The 23,948-nt window shown below is 70.4% G+C and carries 19 protein-coding genes; 13 read left to right on the forward strand and 6 right to left on the reverse strand.

Annotated features, from left to right (window positions below):
* Positions 1-163 precede the first annotated feature (163 nt).
* From ACH4DX_RS31800 to ACH4DX_RS31810, 3 genes are all read left to right on the forward strand, one after another.
* Positions 164-928: a GNAT family N-acetyltransferase gene (locus ACH4DX_RS31800; protein ID WP_398157636.1), complete on the forward strand. Its 765-nt coding sequence runs from the start codon at positions 164-166 to the stop codon at positions 926-928.
* Between the two features lie 81 nt (positions 929-1,009).
* A complete protein-coding gene (locus tag ACH4DX_RS31805) occupies positions 1,010-2,938 on the forward strand; it encodes an IucA/IucC family protein (protein ID WP_398157637.1) in 1,929 nt (642 codons plus the stop codon).
* A gap of 49 nt (positions 2,939-2,987) precedes the next feature.
* A complete protein-coding gene (locus ACH4DX_RS31810; RefSeq protein ID WP_398115876.1) occupies positions 2,988-5,021 on the forward strand; it encodes an ATP-dependent DNA helicase in 2,034 nt (677 codons plus the stop codon).
* Positions 5,022-5,206: 185 nt separating this feature from the next.
* Here ACH4DX_RS31810 and lexA read toward each other — a convergent pair whose 3' ends face one another.
* The gene (gene lexA, locus ACH4DX_RS31815; RefSeq protein ID WP_398115874.1) at positions 5,207-5,992 is read right to left on the reverse strand and encodes a transcriptional repressor LexA; all 786 of its coding nucleotides are present in this window, start codon (positions 5,990-5,992) and stop codon (positions 5,207-5,209) included.
* Between the two features lie 514 nt (positions 5,993-6,506).
* Here lexA and nrdR point away from each other — a divergent pair.
* Both nrdR and ACH4DX_RS31825 read left to right on the forward strand, forming a co-directional pair.
* The gene (nrdR, locus tag ACH4DX_RS31820; RefSeq protein ID WP_398115872.1) at positions 6,507-7,049 is read left to right on the forward strand and encodes a transcriptional regulator NrdR; all 543 of its coding nucleotides are present in this window, start codon (positions 6,507-6,509) and stop codon (positions 7,047-7,049) included.
* 131 nt (positions 7,050-7,180) lie between these two features.
* Positions 7,181-10,072 carry a vitamin B12-dependent ribonucleotide reductase gene (locus ACH4DX_RS31825; protein WP_398115870.1) on the forward strand — a complete coding sequence of 964 codons (2,892 nt, stop codon included), beginning with the start codon at positions 7,181-7,183 and terminating at the stop codon, positions 10,070-10,072.
* Between the two features lie 91 nt (positions 10,073-10,163).
* Here ACH4DX_RS31825 and ACH4DX_RS31830 read toward each other — a convergent pair whose 3' ends face one another.
* Positions 10,164-10,700 (reverse strand): TerD family protein, encoded by a 537-nt coding sequence (locus ACH4DX_RS31830; protein ID WP_398157638.1) that lies wholly within the window; start codon positions 10,698-10,700, stop codon positions 10,164-10,166.
* 140 nt (positions 10,701-10,840) lie between these two features.
* Between ACH4DX_RS31830 and ACH4DX_RS31835 the strand changes: the two genes are divergently transcribed.
* Together ACH4DX_RS31835 and ACH4DX_RS31840 are read left to right on the forward strand one after the other, a co-directional pair.
* Complete coding sequence (locus ACH4DX_RS31835; RefSeq protein WP_398157639.1) at positions 10,841-11,695, forward strand: arylamine N-acetyltransferase; 855 nt, start codon at positions 10,841-10,843, stop codon at positions 11,693-11,695.
* A 33-nt stretch (positions 11,696-11,728) separates the two neighbouring features.
* Positions 11,729-12,334, forward strand: coding sequence for a YdbC family protein (locus ACH4DX_RS31840; RefSeq protein ID WP_398115864.1), 606 nt, complete (start codon positions 11,729-11,731; stop codon positions 12,332-12,334).
* Between the two features lie 188 nt (positions 12,335-12,522).
* Here the strand turns inward: ACH4DX_RS31840 and ACH4DX_RS31845 are convergent, their stop codons facing one another.
* Positions 12,523-13,260 (reverse strand): TetR/AcrR family transcriptional regulator C-terminal ligand-binding domain-containing protein, encoded by a 738-nt coding sequence (locus tag ACH4DX_RS31845; protein WP_398157640.1) that lies wholly within the window; start codon positions 13,258-13,260, stop codon positions 12,523-12,525.
* 197 nt (positions 13,261-13,457) lie between these two features.
* Between ACH4DX_RS31845 and ACH4DX_RS31850 the strand changes: the two genes are divergently transcribed.
* From ACH4DX_RS31850 to ACH4DX_RS31860, 3 genes are read left to right on the forward strand one after another with little or no spacing between them, the layout of a single operon-like run.
* A complete protein-coding gene (locus tag ACH4DX_RS31850; RefSeq protein WP_398157641.1) occupies positions 13,458-14,822 on the forward strand; it encodes an ABC-F family ATP-binding cassette domain-containing protein in 1,365 nt (454 codons plus the stop codon).
* 34 nt (positions 14,823-14,856) lie between these two features.
* Positions 14,857-15,516 carry a histidine phosphatase family protein gene (locus ACH4DX_RS31855; protein ID WP_398157642.1) on the forward strand — a complete coding sequence of 220 codons (660 nt, stop codon included), beginning with the start codon at positions 14,857-14,859 and terminating at the stop codon, positions 15,514-15,516.
* Between the two features lie 12 nt (positions 15,517-15,528).
* A complete protein-coding gene (locus ACH4DX_RS31860) occupies positions 15,529-16,437 on the forward strand; it encodes an ADP-ribosylglycohydrolase family protein (RefSeq protein ID WP_398157643.1) in 909 nt (302 codons plus the stop codon).
* Positions 16,438-16,586: 149 nt separating this feature from the next.
* Here ACH4DX_RS31860 and ACH4DX_RS31865 read toward each other — a convergent pair whose 3' ends face one another.
* Positions 16,587-18,155 (reverse strand): MFS transporter, encoded by a 1,569-nt coding sequence (locus tag ACH4DX_RS31865; protein ID WP_398157644.1) that lies wholly within the window; start codon positions 18,153-18,155, stop codon positions 16,587-16,589.
* Between the two features lie 128 nt (positions 18,156-18,283).
* Between ACH4DX_RS31865 and ACH4DX_RS31870 the strand changes: the two genes are divergently transcribed.
* From ACH4DX_RS31870 to ACH4DX_RS31880, 3 genes are all read left to right on the forward strand, one after another.
* On the forward strand, positions 18,284-18,898 hold the full coding sequence (locus tag ACH4DX_RS31870) for a TetR/AcrR family transcriptional regulator (protein ID WP_398115848.1): 615 nt from the start codon (positions 18,284-18,286) through the stop codon (positions 18,896-18,898).
* A 174-nt stretch (positions 18,899-19,072) separates the two neighbouring features.
* Positions 19,073-19,774 (forward strand): ribonuclease HII, encoded by a 702-nt coding sequence (locus ACH4DX_RS31875; RefSeq protein ID WP_398157645.1) that lies wholly within the window; start codon positions 19,073-19,075, stop codon positions 19,772-19,774.
* Between the two features lie 77 nt (positions 19,775-19,851).
* Positions 19,852-20,538 carry a hypothetical protein gene (locus ACH4DX_RS31880; protein WP_398157646.1) on the forward strand — a complete coding sequence of 229 codons (687 nt, stop codon included), beginning with the start codon at positions 19,852-19,854 and terminating at the stop codon, positions 20,536-20,538.
* 354 nt (positions 20,539-20,892) lie between these two features.
* On the opposite strand, the gene ACH4DX_RS31885 is transcribed toward ACH4DX_RS31880, so the two are convergent.
* Together ACH4DX_RS31885 and ACH4DX_RS31890 are read right to left on the reverse strand one after the other, a co-directional pair.
* Positions 20,893-21,531: a hypothetical protein gene (locus ACH4DX_RS31885; RefSeq protein ID WP_398157647.1), complete on the reverse strand. Its 639-nt coding sequence runs from the start codon at positions 21,529-21,531 to the stop codon at positions 20,893-20,895.
* Between the two features lie 211 nt (positions 21,532-21,742).
* Positions 21,743-23,929: a RecQ family ATP-dependent DNA helicase gene (locus ACH4DX_RS31890; protein WP_398157648.1), complete on the reverse strand. Its 2,187-nt coding sequence runs from the start codon at positions 23,927-23,929 to the stop codon at positions 21,743-21,745.
* Between the last annotated feature and the right edge of the window lie 19 nt (positions 23,930-23,948).

The following is a 23,948-nucleotide window of genomic DNA, read 5'->3' on the forward strand; positions in this document are numbered from 1 at the left end:
CGCACCCGCACCCGGGGGCCGAACCCTCGCACTCCCCGGCGGCGCGAACCTCCTTCGTGGCGCCCCCGGCGTAAGCGCCCCGCACCCCCTCCGACGACCATGACCCCTTCCTGAGGACCAGGCCCACCCCTGCCGCATCCCCACCTCCGAGAGGAGCGACGTCGTGCCTCCCACCGACGCGAGCACCGACGCCGGAACCGACGCCGGAACCGAGCCCGCCACCGCGGCTGCCACGGACGGCGAAGACACCCTGGACCTGCGGTTGCCCGACGAACTCGTCGCGCTGTTCGCCGACAGCGGTGACCCCACCTCGCTCCTCACCCCCGAAGGCGCCCCGCCCTCCGACCCCGCCCGTGGCGACCTGCTCGACCACGTCGCCACCTGGGGTCCGGTCACCACCGGGCAGGGCGTCTTCCAGCTCGTCCCCGTCCGGCTCGCACGCGACCTCCCGCTCATCAGCCGGTGGATGAACGACCCCGCCGTGGCGGCCTTCTGGGAACTGGCGGGGCCCGCCTCCGTCACCGAGGCACATCTGCGGCCCCAGCTCGAAGGCGACGGACGCAGCGTTCCCTGCCTCGGCGTCCTGGACGGCGCCCCGATGAGCTACTGGGAGATCTACCGGGCCGACCTGGACCCGCTGGCCCGCCACTACCCCGCACGCCCCCACGACACCGGGCTCCACCTGCTCCTCGGCCAGGTCGCCGATCGCGGCCGCGGCCTCGGCAGCACCCTGCTGCGGGCGACAGCCGATCTCGTACTCGACAACCGACGCTCCTGCGCACGCGTCGTGGCGGAACCCGACCTGCGCAACACCCCTTCCGTCTCCGCCTTCCTCAGCGGGGGTTTCCGCTTCGCCGCCGAGGTGGAACTGCCGGACAAGCGGGCGGCGCTCATGGTCCGCGACCGGGCCCTGCGTGCCGTGCTGTGACCAGCCGCTCCGGCGGCCTCTACTCCTTTTGTTCCTTCTGCACCGCTCGACTTGATCCGGTTCCCTCCCCGAGGAGTCCCCGTGCCGAATCCTTCCGCCTCCGCCGACCTCTACGACCCGCCCGAGCTGAACCGGGAACGCTGGGAGGCGGCCGGGCGCCGGCTCCTTGCGAAGATCGTCGGTGAGTTCGCGTACGAAGAAATCCTGCGGCCGGTACGCACCGGGCAGGACGCCGCCGAGCACGACAGGACCGAGGAAGGATGCGCAGGCGCCGCCCACGCGGCAGGCGCCGCCCACGCGGCAGGCGCCGCCCACGCGGCAAGCGCAGCCGCAGCCACCTACACGGTCCTTCTCGACGAACCCACCGCGCCCGGGGAAACCCGCCCCCGTCTCACCTTCCGGGCCGGCAGAGGCGCGTACGGCTGCTGGCGTGTGGAACCGGAGAGCCTGACCCTCACCGACGCCGACGGCGCCCCGCGCCCCTGCACCGACCCGCTGCGCTTCCTCACCGCTGCCCGCCGCACCCTCGAACTCGACGGCGCGACCCTCGGTCACCTCATCCGCGAACTGACGGTGACCCTCAGCGCCGACACCCGCCTCGACCACGGTGCCCTCACCGCAGGACAGCTCGCCGACCTCGGCTACGCGGAACTCGAGGGCCACCAGACCGGCCACCCCTGGCTCGTCCTCAACAAGGGGCGCATCGGTTTCTCCGCGACGGACGCACGGCAGTGGGCCCCCGAGGCCCGCACCAGCACCGCCATCCCCTGGATCGCCGTACACACAGCCATCGCCACCTACAGGGGCGTGCCGGGCCTCGACACCCCCGACGAGCTGTACGCCCGGGAGCTGGGGCCCGCCACCCGGGAGACGTACGCCGCCATACTCCGCTCACGCGGCCTCGATCCGCGCGAGTATCTGTACCTGCCCGTGCACCCTTGGCAGTGGGACGACGTCGTCCTGCCCCTCTTCGCACCGTCCGTGGCCGCTGGAATGATCGTTCCACTGCCCCCGGACGGTGATCTGCGTCTGCCCCAGCAGTCCATCCGGACCTTCTTGAACACCACCCGTCCCGACCGTCACACGATCAAGCTGCCCCTGTCGGTCCTCAACACCTTGGTCTGGCGGGGTCTGCCCACCGAGCGCACGCTCGCCGCGTCGGCCGTCACCTCCTGGGTGCAGGCCCTGCGCGACAGCGACCCCTTCCTGCGCGACGAGTGCCGGGTGATCCTCCTCGGAGAGGTCGCGTCCGTGACCGTGGAGCATCCGGTGTACGACTCGCTCCCGGAAGTTCCCTACCAGTACAAGGAACTGTTGGGCGCGATCTGGCGCGAGCCCCTGACGCGCCACCTCGCGCCGGGCGAGCGCGCCCGCACCCTCGCCGCGCTGCTGCACACCGATCCGCAGGGCCGCGCCTTCGTGGCCGAGCTGGTAGCCCGTTCCGAAATGACCCCCACGTCCTGGCTGACGCATCTGTTCGCCGCGCTGCTCCCGCCCCTGCTCCAGTTCCTCTATCGGTACGGAACCGTCTTCTCGCCGCACGGCGAGAACGCCATCGTCGTCTTCGACGACAAGGACGTGCCCGTCCGCCTCGCGGTCAAGGACTTCGTGGACGACGTCAACGTCAGCGCGGAACGCGTGGCCGAGCACGCCACCATGCCCGACGACGTACGTGACATCCTGCTGACCGAGCCACCGGCCTTCTTGACCCAGTTCATCCACGCCGGGCTCTTCGTAGGAGTCTTCCGCTATCTCGCCCCGCTCTGCGAGGAACAACTGGGTGTGCCCGAAGGGGACTTCTGGTCCCTCGTCCGGGCCGAGATCCTGCGCCACCAGGCGCGCGCTCCGGAGCTGAAGGAGCGCTACGAACTGTTCGACCTGCTCACACCGCGTATCGAGCGCCTGTGTCTGAACCGGAACCGGCTGCACCTCGACGGCTACCGCGACCGTGCCGAGCGCCCGCACGCCGCCGTCCACGGGACCGTGCCCAACCCTCTGCACCAGCCTTGATCGCCGCGTTGTCGGCGTTGTCAGTGGGGCGTCGTAGGGTGGTCGAGCTATGACGAAGCCCTCCCTCCCCGAGCTCCTGCACGCCGCTGTCGCCGCCGTCGGCGGCACGGAGCGGCCCGGCCAGGTCACGATGGCCGAGACCGTCGCCGAGGCGATCGACGACGGCTCCCACGTCCTTGTCCAGGCCGGCACCGGCACCGGCAAGTCCCTCGGCTATCTGGTGCCCGCACTGGCGCACGGGGAGCGGGTCGTCGTCGCGACGGCCACCCTCGCCCTGCAACGCCAGCTGGTGGAGCGCGACCTGCCGCGCACGGTGGACGCGCTGCATCCGCTGCTGCGCCGCCGCCCCGAGTTCGCCATGCTGAAGGGCCGGTCGAACTACCTGTGTCTGCACCGCCTCCACGAAGGCGTGCCGCAGGACGAGGAGGAGGGCCTCTTCGACCAGTTCGAGGCGGCGGCACCCACCAGCAAGCTGGGCCGGGACCTGCTGCGCATGCGGGACTGGGCGGACGAGACGGAGACCGGCGACCGCGACAACCTCACCCCGGGCGTCTCCGACCGCGCCTGGGCGCAGGTCTCGGTGTCCTCCCGGGAGTGCCTCGGCGCCTCGAAGTGCGCGTACGGCCAGGAGTGCTTCGCCGAGATGGCCCGGGAGCGCGCGAAGCTCTCCGACGTCGTGGTCACCAATCACGCGCTCCTCGCCATCGACGCCATCGAGGGCGCCCCCGTCCTGCCCCAGCACGAGGTGCTGATCGTGGACGAGGCCCATGAGCTGGTCTCCCGCGTCACCGGCGTGGCGACCGGCGAGCTGACCCCGGGACAGGTCAACCGCGCGGTGCGGCGAGCGGCGAAGCTCGTCAACGAGAAGGCCGCCGATCAGCTCCAGACCGCCGCGGAGGGCTTCGAGCGGCTCATGGAGCTGGCGCTGCCCGGGCGCCTCGAGGAGGTGCCGGAGGACCTCGGCTATGCCCTGATGGCGCTGCGGGACGCCGCCCGCACGGTCATCTCGGCCCTCGGCTCCACGCGCGACAAGTCCGTCCAGGACGAGGACGCGGTCCGCAAGCAGGCCCTGGCCGCCGTGGAGTCGATCCACGACGTGTCGGAGCGCATCACGAACGGCTCCGAGTACGACGTGGTGTGGTACGAGCGCCACGACCGCTTCGGCGCCTCCCTGCGAGTGGCGCCCATGTCCGTGTCCGGCCTGCTCCGCGAGAAGCTCTTCACCGACCGCTCCGTGATCCTCACCTCGGCCACGCTCAAGCTCGGCGGGGACTTCAACGGCGTCGGGGCCTCCCTGGGGCTCGCCCCGGAGGGCACCCGGTCCGAGGACGCCCCGGTGTGGAAGGGCGTCGACGTGGGCTCACCCTTCGACTACCGCAAGCAGGGCATTCTGTACGTGGCGCAGCACCTGGCCCGGCCGGGTCGGGACGGCACGCGTGACGACATGCTGGACGAGCTGACGGAGCTCATCGAGGCGGCGGGCGGGCGGACGCTCGGCCTGTTCTCCTCGATGCGGGCGGCGCAGTCCGCGGCCGAGGAACTGCGGGGCCGCCTCGACATGCCGATCCTGTTGCAGGGCGAGGAGACCCTCGGCGAGCTGATCAAGGGGTTCGCGGCGGACACGCGGACCTGCCTGTTCGGCACGCTCTCGCTGTGGCAGGGCGTCGACGTGCCGGGAGCCAGCTGTCAGCTGGTGGTCATGGACAAGATCCCCTTCCCGCGCCCCGACGATCCGCTGATGAGTGCCCGGCAGAAGGCCGTCGACGACGCGGGCGGCAACGGCTTCATGGCGGTCGCGGCGACACACGCGGCCCTGCTGATGGCCCAGGGGGCGGGCCGCCTCGTCCGGGCGTCGGAGGACCGCGGTGTGGTGGCGATCCTGGACCCGCGTCTGGCCACGGCCCGCTACGGAAGCTATCTGCGGGCGTCACTGCCCGACTTCTGGTACACGACGGACCGTAATCAGGTGCGTCGTTCCCTGGCGGCGATCGACGCGACCGCGAAGGCGGCGGAGTCGACCGGTACGGGGGCTGCGGGAGCGGGGGCTGCGGGCGTGCAGGAAGCCGAGGGGGCTGAGGCGTAGTCCGAGCCCCCGGGCATGCGCCCTGCATCGATGGCACGTGGTGTGCGTCGGGTACGGGTGGCCTTGTCCCGATCGGGAAAGGCATGGCCTGCGCCGATCGGGAGGATATGGCCTGCGCCGATCGGAAAAGAGTCGAGCCCCGGAACCGGCGCAGTAGGTTCCGGGGCCCGGTCAGGGGCGCAGGCTCACACGCGGCGCAGGACCGCGACGACCTTGCCGAGGATGGTCGCCTCGTCGCCGGGGATCGGCTGGTAGGCGGAGTTGTGCGGGAGCAGCCATACGTGCCCGTCCTCGCGCTTGAAACGCTTCACCGTCGCCTCGCCGTCGAGCATGGCGGCGACGATGTCGCCGTTCTCCGCTACGGGCTGGCGGCGGACCGTGACCCAGTCGCCGTCGCAGATGGCGGCCTCGATCATGGAGTCGCCGACGACCTTCAGGACGAAGAGCTCGCCGTCGCCGACGAGCTGGCGGGGGAGGGGGAACACGTCCTCGACGGACTCCTCGGCGAGGATCGGGCCACCGGCCGCGATGCGGCCGACCAGCGGCACGTACGACGCGGCGGGCTTGCCCGTGGTGTCGGCGGCCTGGGTGCTCGGCTGGTCGGAGCCGCGCACCTCGTACGCCCGGGGGCGGTGGGGGTCGCGGCGCAGGAAGCCCTTGCGCTCGAGCGCCATGAGCTGGTGGGCCACCGAAGAGGTGCTGGAGAGGCCGACCGCCTGCCCGATCTCCCGCATCGACGGCGGGTAACCGCGCCGCTGCACCGAGTCCCTGATGACCTCGATCACCCGCCGCTGGCGATCGGTGAGCCCGGAGCTGTCCGCGCGGATCCCTGGAGGTCGGCCCGGCAGGGAGCGAGCGGGCTTGGGCCCCTCCTGGTTCGTGGCTGCGTCATTCATGGCATGCACCGGCTCGAATCGGCTCTGGGAGCGGTCCTGGGCAGTGATGGTGGCGCTGTCTGCGGTGGTGGTCACGTCGGTCGGCCCCTCTCGAGATGTTCTCCCTAGTTAGCCAACGGTAGTTGCTTTCGAAAGGTTGCGCCAAACACACGTTCGAGTGAAAAATCGAAGATTACCTGACGTGACCATGTGTCGAGGTGTATGGCTATCGCGCGGACCGAAAGGAAATTCGGTTCATTACGGTACGCTTCACCGCCGGAGTCCCGGCTCCGTGGGGCGGGGCTCCATAGTGCCACTCGGTGCGCCGTCAACCCGGTAGGGGGTCCTTCCGAGTGGCGTCGGCTCGGGGTCGAGGGGTCGTACGCCGGGCGTGTGGGCCTGTCGCGCAAGGGCGCGCCCGGGCGACACGCGAGGTGCCGAAATTTACGGCAAACCCCAGATCTAGTGGTTGCATTGCGGCCGCAGCCCAGAAGTTGTGGTCCCTGGTCTTTCAAGCCCGTGGGCATCGCCTATGCTGGGGGCTGCTTCGAGGGCCCCAAGGGTCTGTTGAGGTCTGTGAGACATGCCGTGAAGGAGGGTTGGGAGTTCCATGCACTGCCCCTTCTGCAGGCACCCCGACAGTCGCGTGGTCGACAGCCGCACCACTGATGACGGCACGTCGATCCGCAGGCGCCGTCAGTGTCCGGACTGCTCCCGCCGTTTCACGACGGTGGAGACGTGCTCACTGATGGTGGTCAAGCGCAGCGGCGTCACCGAACCGTTCAGCCGCACCAAGGTCATCAATGGCGTCCGCAAGGCATGCCAGGGCCGGCCCGTGACGGAGGACGCGCTGGCTCAGCTCGGCCAGCGGGTGGAGGAAGCGGTCCGGGCCACCGGAAGCGCCGAACTGACCACCCACGACGTGGGGCTCGCCATACTCGGACCGCTTCAGGAACTCGACCTCGTGGCCTATCTGCGCTTCGCGTCCGTGTACCGGGCGTTCGACTCGCTCGAGGACTTCGAGGCCGCGATCGAGGAGCTGCGCGGACGGGGCGACGACGCCCCGGGCGGCTCCGGCGCGGAGCGGGACGCGACCGGCCGCGGGCCCGGTGGGACTGTCGAAGTCCCTCAGCCTGCCACCGCCGCCGACTGACCTTTCCAGGTCCGGCGACGAACCAGACTCGTCACGGGGTGCCCCAGGGCTGTCCGCGACGCAAGACACACACCGTGCCACGGGAAGAACGTGGTACTTCAGGGCGTTTTAGCCTGAAACAGGGAGGCGGCATGACCGAGACGACGAGCGGCCCCGCACGAGGTTCCCGCGCCAAGGGAGCCAAGGGCGGCAAGGGTCTGCGCATCGAGCGCATTCACACGACCCCCGGCGTGCATCCGTACGACGAGGTGGCCTGGGAGCGCCGCGATGTCGTCATGACCAATTGGCGCGACGGTTCGATCAATTTCGAACAGCGTGGCGTCGAGTTCCCCGACTTCTGGTCGGTGAACGCGGTCAACATCGTCACGAGCAAGTACTTCCGCGGTGCGGTCGGCACGCCGCAGCGAGAGGTGGGCCTCAAGCAGCTCATCGACCGCATCGTGAAGACGTACCGGAAGGCCGGTGAGGACTACAAGTACTTCGCCTCGCCCGCCGACGCCGAGATCTTCGAGCACGAGCTGGCGTACGCCCTCCTGCACCAGATCTTCAGCTTCAACAGCCCGGTGTGGTTCAACGTCGGCACGCCCCAGCCGCAGCAGGTCTCCGCCTGCTTCATCCTGTCCGTCGACGACTCCATGGAGTCGATCCTCGACTGGTACAAGGAAGAGGGCATGATCTTCAAGGGCGGCTCCGGCGCCGGCCTGAACCTCTCCCGCATCCGTTCCTCCAAGGAACTCCTCTCCTCCGGCGGCAACGCCTCGGGACCGGTCTCCTTCATGCGGGGCGCCGACGCCTCCGCGGGAACGATCAAGTCCGGCGGTGCCACGCGCCGCGCGGCCAAGATGGTCATCCTCGACGTCGACCACCCCGACATCGAGGGCTTCATCGAGACCAAGGTCAAGGAAGAGGAGAAGATCCGCGCGCTGCGTGACGCGGGCTTCGACATGGACCTCGGTGGCGACGACATCACGTCCGTCCAGTACCAGAACGCCAACAACTCGGTCAGGGTGAACGACCAGTTCATGAAGGCCGTGGAGGCCGGCGGGAAGTTCGGCCTGCGGGCCCGCATGACCGGCGACGTCATCGAAGAGGTCGACGCCAAGTCCCTCTTCCGCAAGATGGCCGAGGCGGCCTGGGCCTGCGCCGACCCGGGCATCCAGTACGACGACACGATCAACGCCTGGCACACCTGCCCGGAGTCCGGCCGCATCAACGGCTCGAACCCGTGCAGCGAGTACATGCACCTGGACAACACGTCCTGCAACCTCGCCTCGCTGAACCTCATGAAGTTCCTCAAGGACGACGGCAAGGGCAACCAGTCCTTCGAGTCCGAGCGCTTCGCCAAGGTCGTCGAGCTCGTGATCACCGCGATGGACATCTCCATCTGCTTCGCGGACTTCCCGACCCAGAAGATCGGCGAGAACACCCGCGCCTTCCGCCAGCTCGGCATCGGCTACGCCAACCTGGGCGCCCTGCTGATGGCGACCGGCCACGCCTACGACTCGGACGGCGGCCGCGCCCTCGCCGGCGCGATCACCTCGCTGATGACCGGCACCTCGTACAAGCGCTCCGCGGAGCTCGCGGCGGTCGTCGGCCCCTACGACGGCTACGCCCGCAACGCCGCGCCGCACAACCGCGTCATGAAGCAGCACGCCGACGCCAACACCGCTGCCGTCCGCGTGGACGACCTGGACAGCCCGATCTGGGCCGCCGCCACGGAGGCCTGGCAGGACGTCGTGCGACTCGGCGAGAAGAACGGCTTCCGCAACTCCCAGGCCTCGGTGATCGCGCCCACCGGCACCATCGGTCTCGCGATGTCCTGCGACACGACCGGCCTCGAGCCCGACCTCGCCCTGGTGAAGTTCAAGAAGCTCGTCGGCGGCGGCTCCATGCAGATCGTCAACGGCACCGTGCCGCAGGCCCTGCGCCGCCTCGGCTACCAGGAGGAGCAGATCGAGGCGATCGTCGCCCACATCGCCGACCACGGCAATGTGATCGACGCCCCCGGTCTGAAGCCCGAGCACTACGAGGTCTTCGACTGCGCCATGGGCGAGCGCTCCATCTCGGCGATGGGCCACGTCCGGATGATGGCGGCCATCCAGCCGTGGATCTCCGGAGCGCTCTCCAAGACGGTCAACCTCCCCGAGACCGCGTCCGTCGAGGACGTCGAAGAGGTCTACTTCGAGGCGTGGAAGATGGGCGTCAAGGCGCTCGCCATCTACCGCGACAACTGCAAGGTCGGCCAGCCCCTCTCCGCCAAGAAGAAAGAGGAGGAGAAGGCCGAGATCACCGAGAAGGCCGAGGACACGATCCGTACGGCGGTCGAGAAGGTCGTCGAGTACCGCCCGGTGCGCAAGCGCCTCCCCAAGGGCCGTCCCGGCATCACCACGTCCTTCACGGTCGGCGGTGCCGAGGGGTACATGACCGCGAACTCCTACCCGGACGACGGTCTCGGCGAGGTCTTCCTGAAGATGTCCAAGCAGGGCTCGACCCTCGCGGGCATGATGGACGCCTTCTCCATCGCCGTCTCCGTGGGTCTCCAGTACGGCGTGCCCCTGGAGACGTACGTCTCCAAGTTCACGAACATGCGCTTTGAGCCCGCCGGTATGACGGACGACCCGGACGTGCGGATGGCGCAGTCGATCGTCGACTACATCTTCCGCCGCCTGGCGCTGGACTTCCTGCCGTTCGAGACCCGCTCGGCGCTCGGCATCCACTCCGCCGAGGAGCGCCAGCGCCACCTGGAGACCGGTTCGTACGAGCCGTCCGACGAGGACGTCGACGTGGAGGGCCTCGCTCAGTCCGCCCCGCGCCAGACGGAGACCCTGAAGGCGGTCGCCGCGCCGGAGCCGGAAGCCGCTGAGGACGTTCCGCAGCAGGCGCACACCAGCGCCGAACTGGTCGAGATGCAGCTCGGCATCCAGGCCGACGCGCCGCTGTGCTTCTCCTGCGGTACGAAGATGCAGCGCGCGGGCTCGTGCTACATCTGCGAGGGCTGCGGGTCCACCAGCGGTTGCAGCTGAGCCGACAGCGTGACGCCGTGAGGTGAGGCGAGGGGCGGCGGGGCCAGGACGGTCCCGCCGCCCCTCATCGTCTTCCCGCGGGCGGGAGGGCTCAGCGGGCGCTGCCCATCTCGGACCCGAAGGTCACGAGGTCCGTCTCGAAGCCCTGTAGCAGCTCGCGGAACGTCCAGGTGCCGCCCGGCTCCCGGGTGAACTCGGCGACGACGGCGGCCGTGCAGCCGGCGACCTCCGCGAAGCCGTGCTCCGCCAGATCGGTGTGCCCCTCCCGGACCCGGACCGAGGCGTTGGCCACGTCCCCGAAGACCGTGCCATCCGGATGCTGCTGGACGACCACGCCGACCACCACACGCGTATAGCGCTCGGCGAGCCGCTGCAACTCCAGGACCATGACCTCGTCGTATCCGAAGCCCTGGCCGGTCTTGCTGTCCCTGCTGAGCGAGATGGTCCCGTCGGGCGAGCGGCTGTCGAAGTGCACCAGGTAGTCCGGCCGACCCCGTGGGTCATCGGCAGCATCCGCGGTGTACGTCGCGGCCACTATGTCCAGATCGTGAGGCGACGCCCCCATGGGGCTCGGGTCCCACTTCAGCCCGACCTCGACCTTCGTCAGCCCCTTCCGGATGCTGCTCACCGAACTCCCCCTCGTCCTTGCCGCGTTGTCAGTGCCTAGCGCGTTGTCAGTGCTACGAACACACGCTACGGCCTGCCACTGACATCGGGGCGACGAACATCCGGTTTGCGCGGGGGCCGGCGGCAGCGATCATTGCTCGCATGACGTGGAACGGCGGTCGCACGACCTGGAACGGCGAAGAACTGGACATCGCGGCGTACCTGGGCAGGATCGGGTACGGCGGCGAGGTGAAACCGGACCTGGCGACGCTGCGGGCCCTGCACCGCGCGCACGTGGACTCCGTCCCCTTCGAGAACTTGGAGATCATGCTCGGCCGCCCGGTCCTCCTCGACCTGGCCGCGCTCCAGGACAAGATGGTGCGCCAACGGCGCGGCGGCTACTGCTACGAACAGAACCTCCTGTTCGCCGCCGCCCTGGAGCGCATCGGCTTCACCGTCAAGGGCCTGGCCGCCCGGGTACGGGCTGGAGCATCCTCCACGCGCGCGGTGACGCACATGCTCCTGGACGTCGAGGCGGACGGCGAACACTGGCACTGCGACGTCGGGTTCGGCGCCGACGGCCTGCTGGAGCCCGTCCCGCTGCGTACGGGCGCCGCGATGCCGCAGGACGTACGCCAAGGAGAGTGGCGCTACGGCGTCGCGGCCGAGGAGGAAGGCGTGCGGGTGCTGCGCACGGAGCGCTCCGACGGCTGGTTCGACCTGTACGCCCACACGACGGCCCGGTGCCTGCCCGTCGACTACGTAGTGATGAACCACTACAGCTCGACCCACCCCGGATCGCCGTTCGTCCGCCGTCCCGTGCTGCAACGGGCCGGGTTCGACGTACGCCGGCGACTGATCGGCGCACGGCTGACACGCACACGCCCCGACGGATCGGTGGACGAACGCGAGGTCCCTGTGGACGAGTTGCGCCTCACGATGCTGCGGGAGTTCGGAGTGGAGCTGGACGACGACGACTTCGCCCGGTTGGTCCGGGTGCACTACCCCGGCGCGTGACCTGGGCCACGCGCTGGGCCGTACGATGGCGCGGTGCTGGTCAAGTGGATTCGCTGCACCGTCGTGGACCGCCGGGGATTCGAGCGGGCGCAGCGAAAGTGGGCGGGGCTTCTGGGGGAGCCGGGGTTCCGGGGACAGGGCGGAGGATGGAGTCGTGGTCGACCGGACGTGGCGCACGTCTTCGCGTTCTGGGAGAGCCGTGCCTTCTACGACTCGTTCATGGCGCGCTCGCACGATCGGCTCGCCTCGGCTCAGGTGGGTACGTACAAGAACCCGCAGGCCAAGCTGTTCGACCATCGCTTCGACGTGAAGACGGGCTTCGAGCCGCGCTTCACGGACGCCGACGTGGTGCGGGTGGCGAACTGTCGCGTGCATGAGGCGCGCGTGGAGAACTTCGCGCTGATGCAGGAGAAGGTCTGGAACCCGGCCATGGCGGGCTCTCCCGGCATGGTGCGAGGACTCTTCGGCGAGGCCCCGGGCCATGAGTTCCTCGTCCTGTCGATGTGGCAGTCGGCCGCCGAGCACGGGAAGTACCGCGTGGAGCGGGTGGAACGGCTCGCGCTGCGCGCACAGACGGAGGCTGACGTGGCGGCGATCACGGGAGACGTCGTGCAGCTGGAGCCGTCCTGGACGGTGTGAGGGGTCGGGGGCGCGCATTCGGGGCGCCGCCTCGTCCCGCGCCTCCGCTGTGGGGGGCTTTGCGTGTGCGGGGGTCCGGGCGCAGGTGGTCCGAGCCCCGCGCGCGGGTGGTGCGGGGTCTGTCTGCTGGGGTGCGATGCCCCGTCCGCTAGTGGTGCGAGCCCCATCTGACGGTGACGTCCCGCTGATCAGGGCCGCGCGAAAGCCCCCGCACGCGCTGCGGCGAACACCGCGGCGGCGGACTGGTCGGCCAGCGCCGTGTCGACCGGTTCACGCGTGATGAACAGGCGCAGCAGAAGCGGCGCCGACACCGCGCGGACGAGCGCCGCGGCGTCGGTTCCCCGTTCCGCCTCACCCCGCTCCACGGCCCGCGCCACGACCGCCTCGCAGCGCGAGAACCGCTCGCTGTAGAAGGCGCGCAACGCATCCGCCGCGCGCTCGGACTGGAACGAGGCGGCGACGAACGCGGTGGGCGCCGCGGCCTTCGACTCGTCCGCGAACGCGTCGACGACTTCACGTGCGAGCGCCCGCAGGTCGCCTTCCAGACTTCCGGTGTCCGGCGGGTTCCACGGGTCCTCGCCCGCCATGTCGAGGGCGTCGGCCACCAGGCCCTCCAGGCCACCCCAGCGCCGGTACAGCGTGGTCTTGTGCACGCCCGAGTGTTCGGCGACGTACTCGATGGTCAGGCCGGGATAGCCGTGGTCGCTGAGCCCGTGCAGGACGGCGTCGCGGACGGCCGCACGCGTACGGGCGGTGCGGCCGCCCGGCCGACGGGTGCCGGGCGGAGGGGACGTGGGCGGGGGAGCAGCGGGCTGGGGGGCAGCAGGCTGGGGGGAAGTGTCCCCGGAGGAAGCGGGCGGGGGAGGAGGGGTGGCGGCGGCGGCCGACGCGGTGCTCTGGTCGGCGTGAACGCGCTCGTTCGTCATCTCGGCCTTTCGGGTTCCGCTGAGGTCTGTCGTGGTCCGTACGGCGTCCGCACCCCTGACGAGCCTAATGGCTACTTTGGTTGCATTAGTTTGGCGGCCGTGCCACACTCATCGTAATGCGACAAGGGTTGCGTTTGCCTGTTGGTGCGGGAACGCCTGGTGGGGGAACGCCGCACGCACGGAAGCGGGGGGAGCTCATGCCGACGCAGATCTCGGTACGCGACGTGACCAAGGCCCGGGGCGACCGCCTGTTGCTGGACGGCGTCTCCCTGACGGTCCGCCCGGGCGAGCGCATAGGGATCGTGGGGGAGAACGGCGCGGGGAAGTCGACGCTCCTGGACCTCCTGGCCGGGCGGGACCGGCCGGATCGGGGCGAGGTGACCACGGTCGCGGAGGGCGGGGCGGGGTTCCTCGCCCAGACACCGCAACTGCCCGGGGATCGAAGCGTCGGGGACGCCATCGACGCCGCTCTCCTTGAACTCCGCGCCATGGAAGGGCGCCTGCGCGAGCTGGAAACCGCTCTCGACGGTGCTTCAGGCGCCACGCTCGCAGAGTACGGCGACCTGCTGACGGCCTTCGAACTGCGCGGGGGGTACGAAGCCGACGCCCGCGTCGACAAGGCCATGCACGGTCTCGGCCTCGCCCACACGGACCGCACACGACGACTGGGCAGCCTGTCCGGCGGCGAGCAGGCACGCCTCGGCCTGGCCTGCCTGATCGCCGCCTCCCCGGAGGTGATGTTCCTCGACGAGCCGACGAACCACCTCGACGAGAGCGCCCTCGACTGGCTGGAAGCCGCTTTGCCGGCACACCGCGGCACGGTCGTCGCGGTCTCGCACGACCGGACCTTCCTGGAGCGTGTCGCCACCGCGATCCTCGAACGGCTGCGCCGGCTGCACGACGACCCCGTCCCCAAGCCACCCGAACCGCTGCGGTTCACCGCGCTCCCCCGCGCCGGCACCGACGGGGGCGGACGAGCCGTCGAAGGGGACCTGGTGACACTGCGGGACGTGCGGGTGGGGGACCGGCTGTTCGTCCCCGACCTCGCGGTCCCCGCCGGTGAGCGGCTCCTGGTCCACGGCGGCAACGGCGCAGGCAAGTCCACGCTGCTGCGCACCATGGCGGGCGTGCTGGAACCGGACGAGGGCACGGTCACCCGCCGTGGCCGCATCGGCTACCTCGCCCAGGAGATTCCGGTGCGACGTCCCGCCGAGCGAGTGCTCGAGACCTTCGGCGAGGGTTTGCCCCTCACCGAGGACGAGCAAGCCGAACTGCTCTTGTCCTACGGCCTGTTCCGCGCCCGGGACCTGCATGTCCCCGTAGGCTCGCTCTCCGCGGGGCAGCGCCGCAGGCTCGCCCTGGCACGGCTCCTGGTCAGACCCGCGGACCTGCTGCTGCTCGACGAACCGGCCAATCACCTGGCACTCGCCCTGGTGGAGGAGCTGGAGGAGGCCCTGGAGCGATGGGCGGGGGCCCTGGTCGTCGTCTCGCACGACCGGCACCTGCGCCGCCGCTTCACCGGCCGAATACGCCGGATGGAGTCCGGCCGGCTACCCGCCTGAGCGACACGGGGAGGGCCCGATCTAGGGTCGACCCATGGCACGACCGCGGCGCATCGTCCTCGTCCGGCACGGCGAATCGGCAGGCAACGCCGACGACACCGTGTACGAACGCGAGCCCGACCACGCTCTCGCGCTCACCGAAACGGGCCTCCAGCAGGCGGAGGACACCGGAAAGGGGCTGCGGGACCTGTTCGGGCGAGAACGGGTGAGCGTGTACGTCTCGCCCTACCGGCGCACCCACGAGACCTTCAGAATGCTGCGCCTCGACCCCGACCTGGTGCGGGTGCGGGAGGAGCCACGGCTGCGGGAGCAGGACTGGGGGAACTGGCAGGACAGGGACGACGTCAAGCTGCAAAAGGCCTACCGCGACGCCTACGGGCACTTCTTCTACCGCTTCGCCCAGGGCGAGTCCGGTGCCGACGTCTACGACCGCGTCGGGTCCTTCCTCGAAAGCCTCTACCGCAGCTTCGAGGCGCCGGACCACCCGCCGAACGTCCTGCTGGTCACCCACGGGCTGACCATGCGGCTGTTCTGCATGCGCTGGTTCCACTGGTCCGTGGCCGAGTTCGAGTCCCTGTCCAACCCGGGCAACGGGGAGACCCGAGCGCTGCTGCTCGGTGAGGACGGCAAGTACACACTCGACCGACCGTTCGAGCACTGGCGTGAGCCGGAACCGTACGGCATCACCGGATAGGGTGACAGAGCGATGACCGCTGACCTCTCTCATGACCGGCGCCTGAGCCGCGCGCTCGCCAGCTTGCGTGGTCTCGCGGTGGGCGACGCGCTGGGTTCGCAGTTCTTCAGACCCGCGCACCACCCGCTGCTCAAGCGGCGCGAGCTGCCCGAAGGCCCCTGGCCCTGGACCGACGACACCGAGATGGCCTGCTCCGTCCTGGCCGTACTCGCCGCCCACGGCAGGATCGACCAGGACGCCTTGGCCGACTCCTTCGCCGAGCACCACCACGCCGACCGGGGGTACGGCCGGGCGGTGAACCAGCTGCTCGACCGGATCCGCGACGGCGGGGACTGGCGGGAACTGGCTTCCGCCCTGTTCAAGGGCCAGGGTTCGTGGGGGAACGGGGCATCGATGCGGATCGCTCCGCTCGGCGCCTGGTACGCCGAGGACCCCGAGCAGGCGACGCACCAGGCGGAGATCTCCGCCTACCCGACCCACCAGCACCGGGAGGCCGTCGTCGGCGCCATGGCCGTGGCTGCCGCGGCCGCCCTGGCGGCGGACCCCGCGGGCACCCCGGCGCCCAGGGCCCTGCTCGACGGCGTCATCGACCTGGTGCCCCGCAGCGCCGTCGGCGCCGGACTGCGCCGGGCGCGCGACATGCTCGACTACGACGACGCCGGGACGGTGGCCGCCGTGCTGGGGTGCGGGCGCCGCACGACGGCTCACGACACGGTGCCGTTCGCGCTGTGGTCCGCGGCACGGTCCCTGGGCGACTACGAGCGGGCCTTCTGGGGCACCGTGCGGGTCGGCGGTGACATGGACACCACCTGCGCGATCGTGGGCGGAGTGGTCTCCGCCGGTGCGGGCGGGGCGCCGCCCGCCGCATGGCTACAGCGGACGGAGCCCTTGCCCGAGTGGGTACCGGTGGCCGGTCTCTGAGGGACCCGCGCGTGGGTACCGGACTGCCTGGAGGTCGTGGGTACCCGGATCGCCGGATCGCCTGGAGACGAGGGCGGGGCGGGGCAGGGCCTTGCGTGGGCGCCGGGCCTGCCTCGCGACGATGACGGGCCCGGTGCACACGGCTTCCGTCAGCCTCCCGCAGGACCTGCCGCGCCCGCCGTGCCGGCGAGTGCGTCCAGATCGCTCTTGCGCACCCGGATCACCAGCACGGCGACGATCAGCGCGAGTACGGCCATGGCGACAGCAGGAATGAAGGCCGTCGAGATGCCGGTGGACAGCACCTCGTGCCCCCAGGGAGGGGGCATCTCGCCGGTCTTGGCGAGCGACGCCTTCTCCTGCGGCGACGCGTTCGCCATGAAGTCCGGGGCCTGCTCCTTGGCCTCGTCCCTGCTCGCGGCACCGAAGACCGTGGTCAGGATGGACAGGCCGAGCGACCCGCCCACCTGCTGTGTCGCGTTGAGCAGCCCCGAGGCGGCGCCCGCCTCGTGCACGGCGACCCCGGACACCGCGGTCAGCGTCAGCGTCACGAAGTTCAGGCCCATGCCGAAGCCGAACAGCAGCATCGGCCCGAGCACCCCGCCCACGTACGAACTGTCCGGGGTGATGAACGTCTGCCACCCGAGGCCGAGGGCGACGATGGCCGAGCCGACCACCATGAACGGTTTGGGCCCGAGGACCGGAAGGAAGCGCTGCGACAGTCCGGCGCCGATCACGATCGCGACCGTGACGGGCAGGAAGGCGAGACCGGCCTCGATGGGGGTGTAGCTCAGTACGTTCTGGACGAAGAGCACGATGAAGAAGAACATGCCGAACATGGCAGCGGCCAGGCTGAGCATGATCACGTACGTTCCCGAGCGGTTTCGATCCGCGAACATCTTCAGTGGCGTGATCGGTTCCTTGGCCCGGCTCTCGATGAGGACGAACGCCAGCAGCAACACGATCGCCGCGCCGAACGAACCCAGGGTGAGCCCGTCGCGCCAGCCGTCCTCGGACGCCCTGATGAAGCCGTAGACCAGCGAGGCCATACCGGCCGTGGAGGTCAGCGCGCCCACGAGGTCGAAACGGCCCGGATGGCGCTCGGACTCGCTGATGTAGAGCGGTGTGAGGAAGGCGATCAATATGCCGATGGGAACGTTCACGAACAGCACCCAGCGCCAGTCGAGCCACTCGGTGAGCATGCCGCCCGCGAGCAGGCCGATGGCGCCGCCACCCGCGGAGACGGCGGCGAAGACGCCGAACGCGCGGTTCCGCTCGGGCCCCTCGGGGAACGTCGTCGTGATCAGGGCCAGTGAGGTGGGCGACGCGATCGCGCCACCGACGCCCTGGAGAGCGCGCGCCGCGAGCAACTGCCAGGGTTCCTGCGCGAATCCGCCGAGCAGCGAGGCCGCGGTGAAGAGCAGGATGCCCGTCATGAACACACGGCGGCGGCCCAGGATGTCACCGGCACGGCCGCCGAGGAGCAGCAGACCGCCGAAGGTGAGGGTGTACGCACTCACGACCCATGTGAGGTCCGTCGTCGAGAACTTGAGCGCGTCCTGGATGTGTGGAAGCGCGATGTTCACAATCGTCGCATCCAGTACCACCATGAGTTGGCAGGCCGCGATGATGGTGAGCGCGACATTGGGATGACCTTCGCGGCGGGCCGCGCCAGGCTTTCGATCTTGACTCGACTGAGAACTCGACTGAGAGGTCGTCACTATGGATCCCCCACAAGTGCCTTAGTGAACGCAGGCGTTCACTTTGGCGCCATACGGTAGTGACAGCCCGGCAGGGAACGCAAGCGTTCACTGGGGGCCGTCATTGATCGCTCAACGGAGATGTGCAGATGGCTACTTCGCGTTGGAGGGCCGCTCCCGCCCGGGCGGCCTCCTCGCGCCGTCGAGGTCTCGTGCTGGAGCGCGCGATCCTCGATTCCGCGCTGGATCAGCTCAGTACGGTCGGTTGGAGCGGCCTGACGATGGAGGGTGTCGCCGCGGGCGCGCAGACGGGCAAGGCCGCGGTCTACCGCCGCTGGCCGTCCAAGCAGGACCTGGTCGTCGACGCCCTGCGGGCCGGGCTGCCGAAGCCCGAGGACGTCCCCGACTGCGGAAGCGTCCGGGAAGACCTGCTGCGCATGTGCCGACAGATGCGCTCGGCGATGACGTCACGCACCGGCTATGCCTTGATGGCCGTCATTCACGAATGCGATACGGCAACCGCCAAGCGCTTCCAAGAAGTGATCGTCGCGAGCGTCATCGAGCCCAGCGTGGAGCTCATCAGACAGGTCATGCGACGTGGAATAGAGCGCGGAGAGGTCCGTTCCGCCGCAACGGACGAGTTTGTCTGCGATGTCATTCCGGCAATGATGATGTATCGCTCCAAGGTGTGCGCAAGCGAATGGTCGGACGAGGAATTCATTCGGCTCATCGACCAGGTCGTGATGCCGATGCTGCGCCCTTGACGCAGGGGCCCGGCCCGACGGCCGGTTCCGTCGACCGGTCCCGTCGGCCGGCTCCGCCGGGTCGAGGCGGGGGTGCTTCCGGTGCGGCGTCTCGTCGCTTCCGGTGTGCCGTCGAGGCGTGCTGCGACCCGGGGTGTCGCGAGTGACCACCGGCGGCGTACGCTGTCTGGCGCCATGCCGTACGAAGCACCCACCCACACCGTCGAGCGCTCCCTGCGCGCCACCACCGGAGCGAAGATCGTCGCCGGTGTCGACGAGGTCGGGCGCGGCGCCTGGGCCGGGCCGGTCACCGTCTGCGCGGCGGTGACGGGACTGCGCCGCCCGCCCGCGGGGCTCACCGACTCCAAGCTGATCACCCCCAAGCGACGTCTCGAACTCGCCGGGGTGCTGGAGGGCTGGGTCACGGCGCACGCCCTCGGTCACGCCTCGCACGAGGAGATCGACGACCTGGGCATGACAGCCGCCCTGCGGCTGGCCGCCGTCCGTGCCCTGGAGGGCCTGCCGGTCCGTCCGGAGGCCGTGATCCTCGACGGCAAGCACAACTACCTCGGATCGCCGTGGCGGGTTCGTACGGTCATCAAGGGCGATCAGTCCTGCGTGGCCGTCGCCGCGGCATCGGTGATCGCCAAGGTTCGGCGCGACAAAATGATGGCCGAACTGGGCATCGACCATGCAGACTTCGGTTTTGCGGCCAACGCCGGTTATCCGTCGCCGGTACACAAGGCCGCACTGGCGGAACAGGGCCCCACGCCCTACCACCGGCTCACGTGGGCGTATCTTGATGCGCTGCCCCAGTGGCGGCATCTCAAGAAGGCCCGCAGCTGGGCGGAGGGAAACGTTCCGGAAATTGAGGGCCAGCTCGGCTTTGATTTTTGATGTTTTCCGCAGTTCCGGTCGCACTCAGGTGCCACCCGCCGACGCGTGTCGCGTCGGCGTTTGATAGACAACAACGCATGCCTCTCATTCCCGAGGAGCCTCAGATTCACGAGAGTGCCCAGGGTCCCCGCGCCACCCCGGCCAGCAGCCGTACCGCGCCGACCCCCCGCCCCGTACCCGGTCCGCGTCCCGCGGCGCCGCCGCGGCCCGGCCGTCCGGGTCCTGCCCGGCCGATACCGCCCGCTCAGCGAGCGACGCGTGAACCGGCCGCCAAGCCCGGGCCCACCGCCCTGGCCGTGCAGCCGGAGCCCTCGGCTCCGGCAGCTCCCGAAACCTCCACCACCGGCTCTTCCGCCACCGGACCTTCCACCGCGGTGCCGCAGATCCAGCTGATCCCGGCTGCTGTGGACGGCGCGCTGGACGCGGCCGAGGAAGCCGTCGACCTGCTGCTCGACTCGGGTCGTGTCCCCGGCGACGTCCTGGTGATCACCACCGGCGATCAGCATCCGTGGGCGGCGCACGAGCTGTCCTTCGGCGAGGACGCCTACTGGGCACAGCACGACGCCGGAGACGACGTCTTCTACGCCGACGCCGCCTCCCTGCCCCGTGCCGCCGCCCGTCCTGTGGTCGTGGTGGCCCTGAACGGCGGCAGAGAGGAGACGGCCGTCGCGGCCTTGCCGACCGCGCTCACGCGGGCCACGACCCTGCTGGTCGTCTGCGGCGACCCGCAGCGGATCAACGCGATGCTGGGCGCGGGCGTCTGACGCCCCCGCCCGGCGGGCACGCCGCGGCCTGAGCGCCGCGGCGCCCCGCGTCCGGTCGGGCCCGGCCGCGACCACCCATGCCTTCGTGCTGCCTTCGAACGGTACGCATGAGGCCGTAGCGATATATGTGGCCTTCGGAGCCAACTAGTCGGTGCGTGGTGCGTGGTGCGTGGTGCGTGGTGCGTGGTGCGTGGTGCGCGGTGCGCGGTGCGTGACGTGTGGATCCGCTTGCGTCCGAGTGGCGCCGCGAGGCTCTGGTCGGTCCGGGCTCGGCGTAGCCGCGTCAGGCCGCCGCTTCCGGCGCGGGACCGATCCACGGTGAGTACTCCGGTCCCCGGCGAGCGGGACCCGTCCTCAGCGAGCGGAGACGCGACGCAGCAACTCCGATGCCGAGGCGCCCGTACGCGACGGCGCAGGCGGCTCGGCGCCGACGAAGTCCTCCGGACGCGAACCGGCGCTGGGCCGACGGCCCCCGCGCCCCTCACCGAGCACCTGCCAACCCTCCCTGGTCAGCGTGATGTACGCACCGCACCGCAGCCCGTGCAGCGTGCACGCGTCCCGCAGCCCCCACATCCACGCGCCGTCCTCCCGCGTCCAACGACCGTCCCCCTCGCGGCAGTACAGCAGCACGGCCGTACGCACCGGGGTGCGGCGGCGCAGATCGTGCGGGACGACTCGACGCAACTGTGCGAGCAGGGCGTTGCGGAACACCCAACCGTCGGCCACGTGCGACCGCCTGGCGAAGGACGCGGATGCCCTGACCCGCTCCTCCTGGTCGAGGACGGCCACGACAGCCGTGGCCGGTGTGGGCCGATGCCGCGCGTGCAGCCCGCTCACGACTTCGCGGGGGCTCCGCAGCAGGGGGATCTCGGCGGCTGACCACTCGGCGGGCTCCAGCATGCGGGTCGGCGGGTGACCGGAATCGGGTATCGCGGAGACAGCCGATGGGCCCGACTTCGATGCAGCGGTGGACGGAGTCGATCCGAAGGTCACGGTCCTCCCTTCGGCTGCACCCCCGGCAGAGGGCGGCGTCGGACTGGGGCGCACCTCGGCACAGCCCTACCGGACCAGGGAACCGCGCGGGAGCACTCTCGATTCTTCCCGCCGTACTGGCTTGCGGCAACGAGCAATTGAAGCCGACGCCCCGTATGCGGCGATACGTCTTACATATCCCTGCCCAGGACATGCCGCGCCCAAGCCCGTTTCACCCCTGTACGGCCAGGACCAGCGGCAACACCCCCTTGGCGCCGGCCTGTCGCAGCATGCGCGCGCCCACGGCGAGTGTCCAGCCGGTCTCCGTCGCGTCGTCCACCAGGAGCACCGGGCCGTCCGCCTTCCGGAGAGCGGCGGCCAGGGCGGGCGGCACCGTCAGCGCACCGTCCAGCGCGCGCAGCCGCTGCGCGCTGTTGCTCCTGGGCACGTGAGCGACCTCGGCATCGGCGGTGTACTCCAGGGAGCCGAGCCGGGGGAGGCGGCCGATCTCCGCGATGCGTGCGCCGAGGGACTGGATCAGCTGCGGCTTGGAGCGCGAGGCCATGGTGACCACGCCGACCGGGCGAGGCCCCGCGTCCGCGCCGCCCGACGCCCAGCCGCCCGGCCCCTTGGCCCAGTCCGCCAGCACCTCCACGACGGCCTTCGTCACATCGTCGGGAACGGGGCCGTCGGGAGCCTGCGGCGCGAGCATGGGCCGGAGGCGGTTGCCCCAGCCGATGTCCGAGAGCCGGCCCAGGGCTCGGCCGGGCGAGGCCAGTTCACCGGGGGCGATGCGTCCCTTGAGCGTCATGCCCACGGCTGTCAGACCTGTCGGCCACATCTTCCGGGGCTCTACGTCGACGCCGGGTCGAGCGAGCTCACCACGTGCCGTCTCCAGCGCCGTGTCGGAGACGTTGTCGTCGAACCGCCCGCCCGCGCAGTTGTCGCAACGTCCGCACGGCGCGGCTTCCTCGTCGTCGAGCTGGCGCCGCAGGAACTCCATGCGGCAGCCCTTCGTGGCGGCATACTCCCGCATGGCCTGCTGCTCCGCCTGCCGCTGCTTGGCGACCCAGGCGTACCGCTCGGTGTCGTACATCCAAGGTGTGCCCGTCGAGATCCAACCGCCCTTGACGCGCCGTACCGCACCATCGACGTCGAGGACCTTGAGCATCGTCTCGAGCCGTGACCGGCGCAGCTCGACGAGCGGCTCCAGGGCGGGCAGCGACATGGGCCGCTCGGCCTGCGCCAGCACGTCCAGTGTGCGGCGCACCTGCTCTTCCGGCGGGAAGGCCAGCGAGGCGAAATAGTTCCAGATCGCCGTGTCCTCCTTGCCGGGCAGCAGCAGGACCTCGGCGTGGGCGACCCCGCGTCCCGCCCGGCCCACCTGCTGGTAGTAGGCGATCGGCGATGACGGCGAACCGAGGTGGACGACGAACCCCAGGTCGGGCTTGTCGAAGCCCATCCCGAGGGCGGACGTGGCGACGAGGGCCTTGACACGATTGGCCAGCAGGTCCTCCTCGGCCTGCTGGCGGTCCACGTTCTCCGTCTTTCCGGTGTACGAGGCGACCGTGTGCCCGCGGTGACTCAGATACGCCGTGACTTCCTCGGCGGCGGCCACCGTGAGGGTGTAGATGATCCCGGAGCCCGGCAGGTCGTCGAGGTGGTCCGCGAGCCAGGCCAGCCGGTGTGCCGCGTTCGGCAGCTCGAGCACGGCGAGGCTGAGGCTCTCGCGGTCGAGCGGGCCGCGCAGGACGAGGGCGTCCGATCCGCCGCCGGTGCCGAGTTGTTCGGCGACGTCCGCCGTCACGCGCGCATTGGCCGTCGCCGTCGTGGCGAGCACCGGCACACCGGGTGGCAGGTCGGCCAGCATCGTGCGCAACCTGCGGTAGTCGGGCCGGAAGTCGTGCCCCCAGTCCGAGATGCAGTGGGCCTCGTCCACGACGAGCAGTCCCGTCGCGGCGGCGAGCTCGGGCAGCACCTGGTCACGGAAGTCGGGGTTGTTGAGCCGCTCGGGGCTCACCAGCAGGACGTCCACCTCACCCGCGGCCACTTCCGCCTGGATCGTCTCCCACTCCTCCGTGTTGGACGAGTTGATCGTGCGGGCGCGGATGCCTGCCCGCGCCGCCGACTCCACCTGATTCCGCATGAGCGCGAGGAGGGGCGAGACGATCACGGTCGGCCCGCTGCCCCGCTCCCGCAGCAGCGCCGTCGCGACGAAGTACACGGCCGACTTGCCCCAGCCCGTCCGCTGCACGACCAGGGCCCGGCGCTTCTCCGCGACCAGCGCTTCGATGGCACGCCACTGGTCCTCGCGCAGACGAGGGCCGTCCGGCTGTGGCCCGGCCGGTTCGGAGGAGGGACCGCCGACGAGGCGGGCGAGGACGGCATTCGCCGCCGTGCGCAGGTCTTCGTTGCTCATGCCCCCATGCAACCCGATG

The sequence above is a fragment of the Streptomyces sp. NPDC017940 genome (assembly GCF_044328435.1).
GTDB lineage: Bacteria > Actinomycetota > Actinomycetes > Streptomycetales > Streptomycetaceae > Streptomyces.

What these genes read in the sequence shown, in the direction of transcription:
- ACH4DX_RS31845 (WP_398157640.1), bottom strand. Translation starts at nt 13,260, where the DNA reads ATGACGAACGAGCGCGTTCACGCCGACCAGAGCACCGCGTCGGCCGCC.
- ACH4DX_RS31880 (WP_398157646.1), top strand. Translation starts at nt 19,852, where the DNA reads ATGCCTCTCATTCCCGAGGAGCCTCAGATTCACGAGAGTGCCCAGGGT.
- ACH4DX_RS31825 (WP_398115870.1), top strand. Translation starts at nt 7,181, where the DNA reads ATGACCGAGACGACGAGCGGCCCCGCACGAGGTTCCCGCGCCAAGGGA.
- ACH4DX_RS31835 (WP_398157639.1), top strand. Translation starts at nt 10,841, where the DNA reads ATGACGTGGAACGGCGGTCGCACGACCTGGAACGGCGAAGAACTGGAC.
- ACH4DX_RS31860 (WP_398157643.1), top strand. Translation starts at nt 15,529, where the DNA reads ATGACCGCTGACCTCTCTCATGACCGGCGCCTGAGCCGCGCGCTCGCC.
- ACH4DX_RS31870 (WP_398115848.1), top strand. Translation starts at nt 18,284, where the DNA reads ATGGCTACTTCGCGTTGGAGGGCCGCTCCCGCCCGGGCGGCCTCCTCG.
- ACH4DX_RS31855 (WP_398157642.1), top strand. Translation starts at nt 14,857, where the DNA reads ATGGCACGACCGCGGCGCATCGTCCTCGTCCGGCACGGCGAATCGGCA.
- ACH4DX_RS31890 (WP_398157648.1), bottom strand. Translation starts at nt 23,929, where the DNA reads ATGAGCAACGAAGACCTGCGCACGGCGGCGAATGCCGTCCTCGCCCGC.
- nrdR (WP_398115872.1), top strand. Translation starts at nt 6,507, where the DNA reads ATGCACTGCCCCTTCTGCAGGCACCCCGACAGTCGCGTGGTCGACAGC.
- ACH4DX_RS31810 (WP_398115876.1), top strand. Translation starts at nt 2,988, where the DNA reads ATGACGAAGCCCTCCCTCCCCGAGCTCCTGCACGCCGCTGTCGCCGCC.
- ACH4DX_RS31850 (WP_398157641.1), top strand. Translation starts at nt 13,458, where the DNA reads ATGCCGACGCAGATCTCGGTACGCGACGTGACCAAGGCCCGGGGCGAC.
- ACH4DX_RS31875 (WP_398157645.1), top strand. Translation starts at nt 19,073, where the DNA reads ATGCCGTACGAAGCACCCACCCACACCGTCGAGCGCTCCCTGCGCGCC.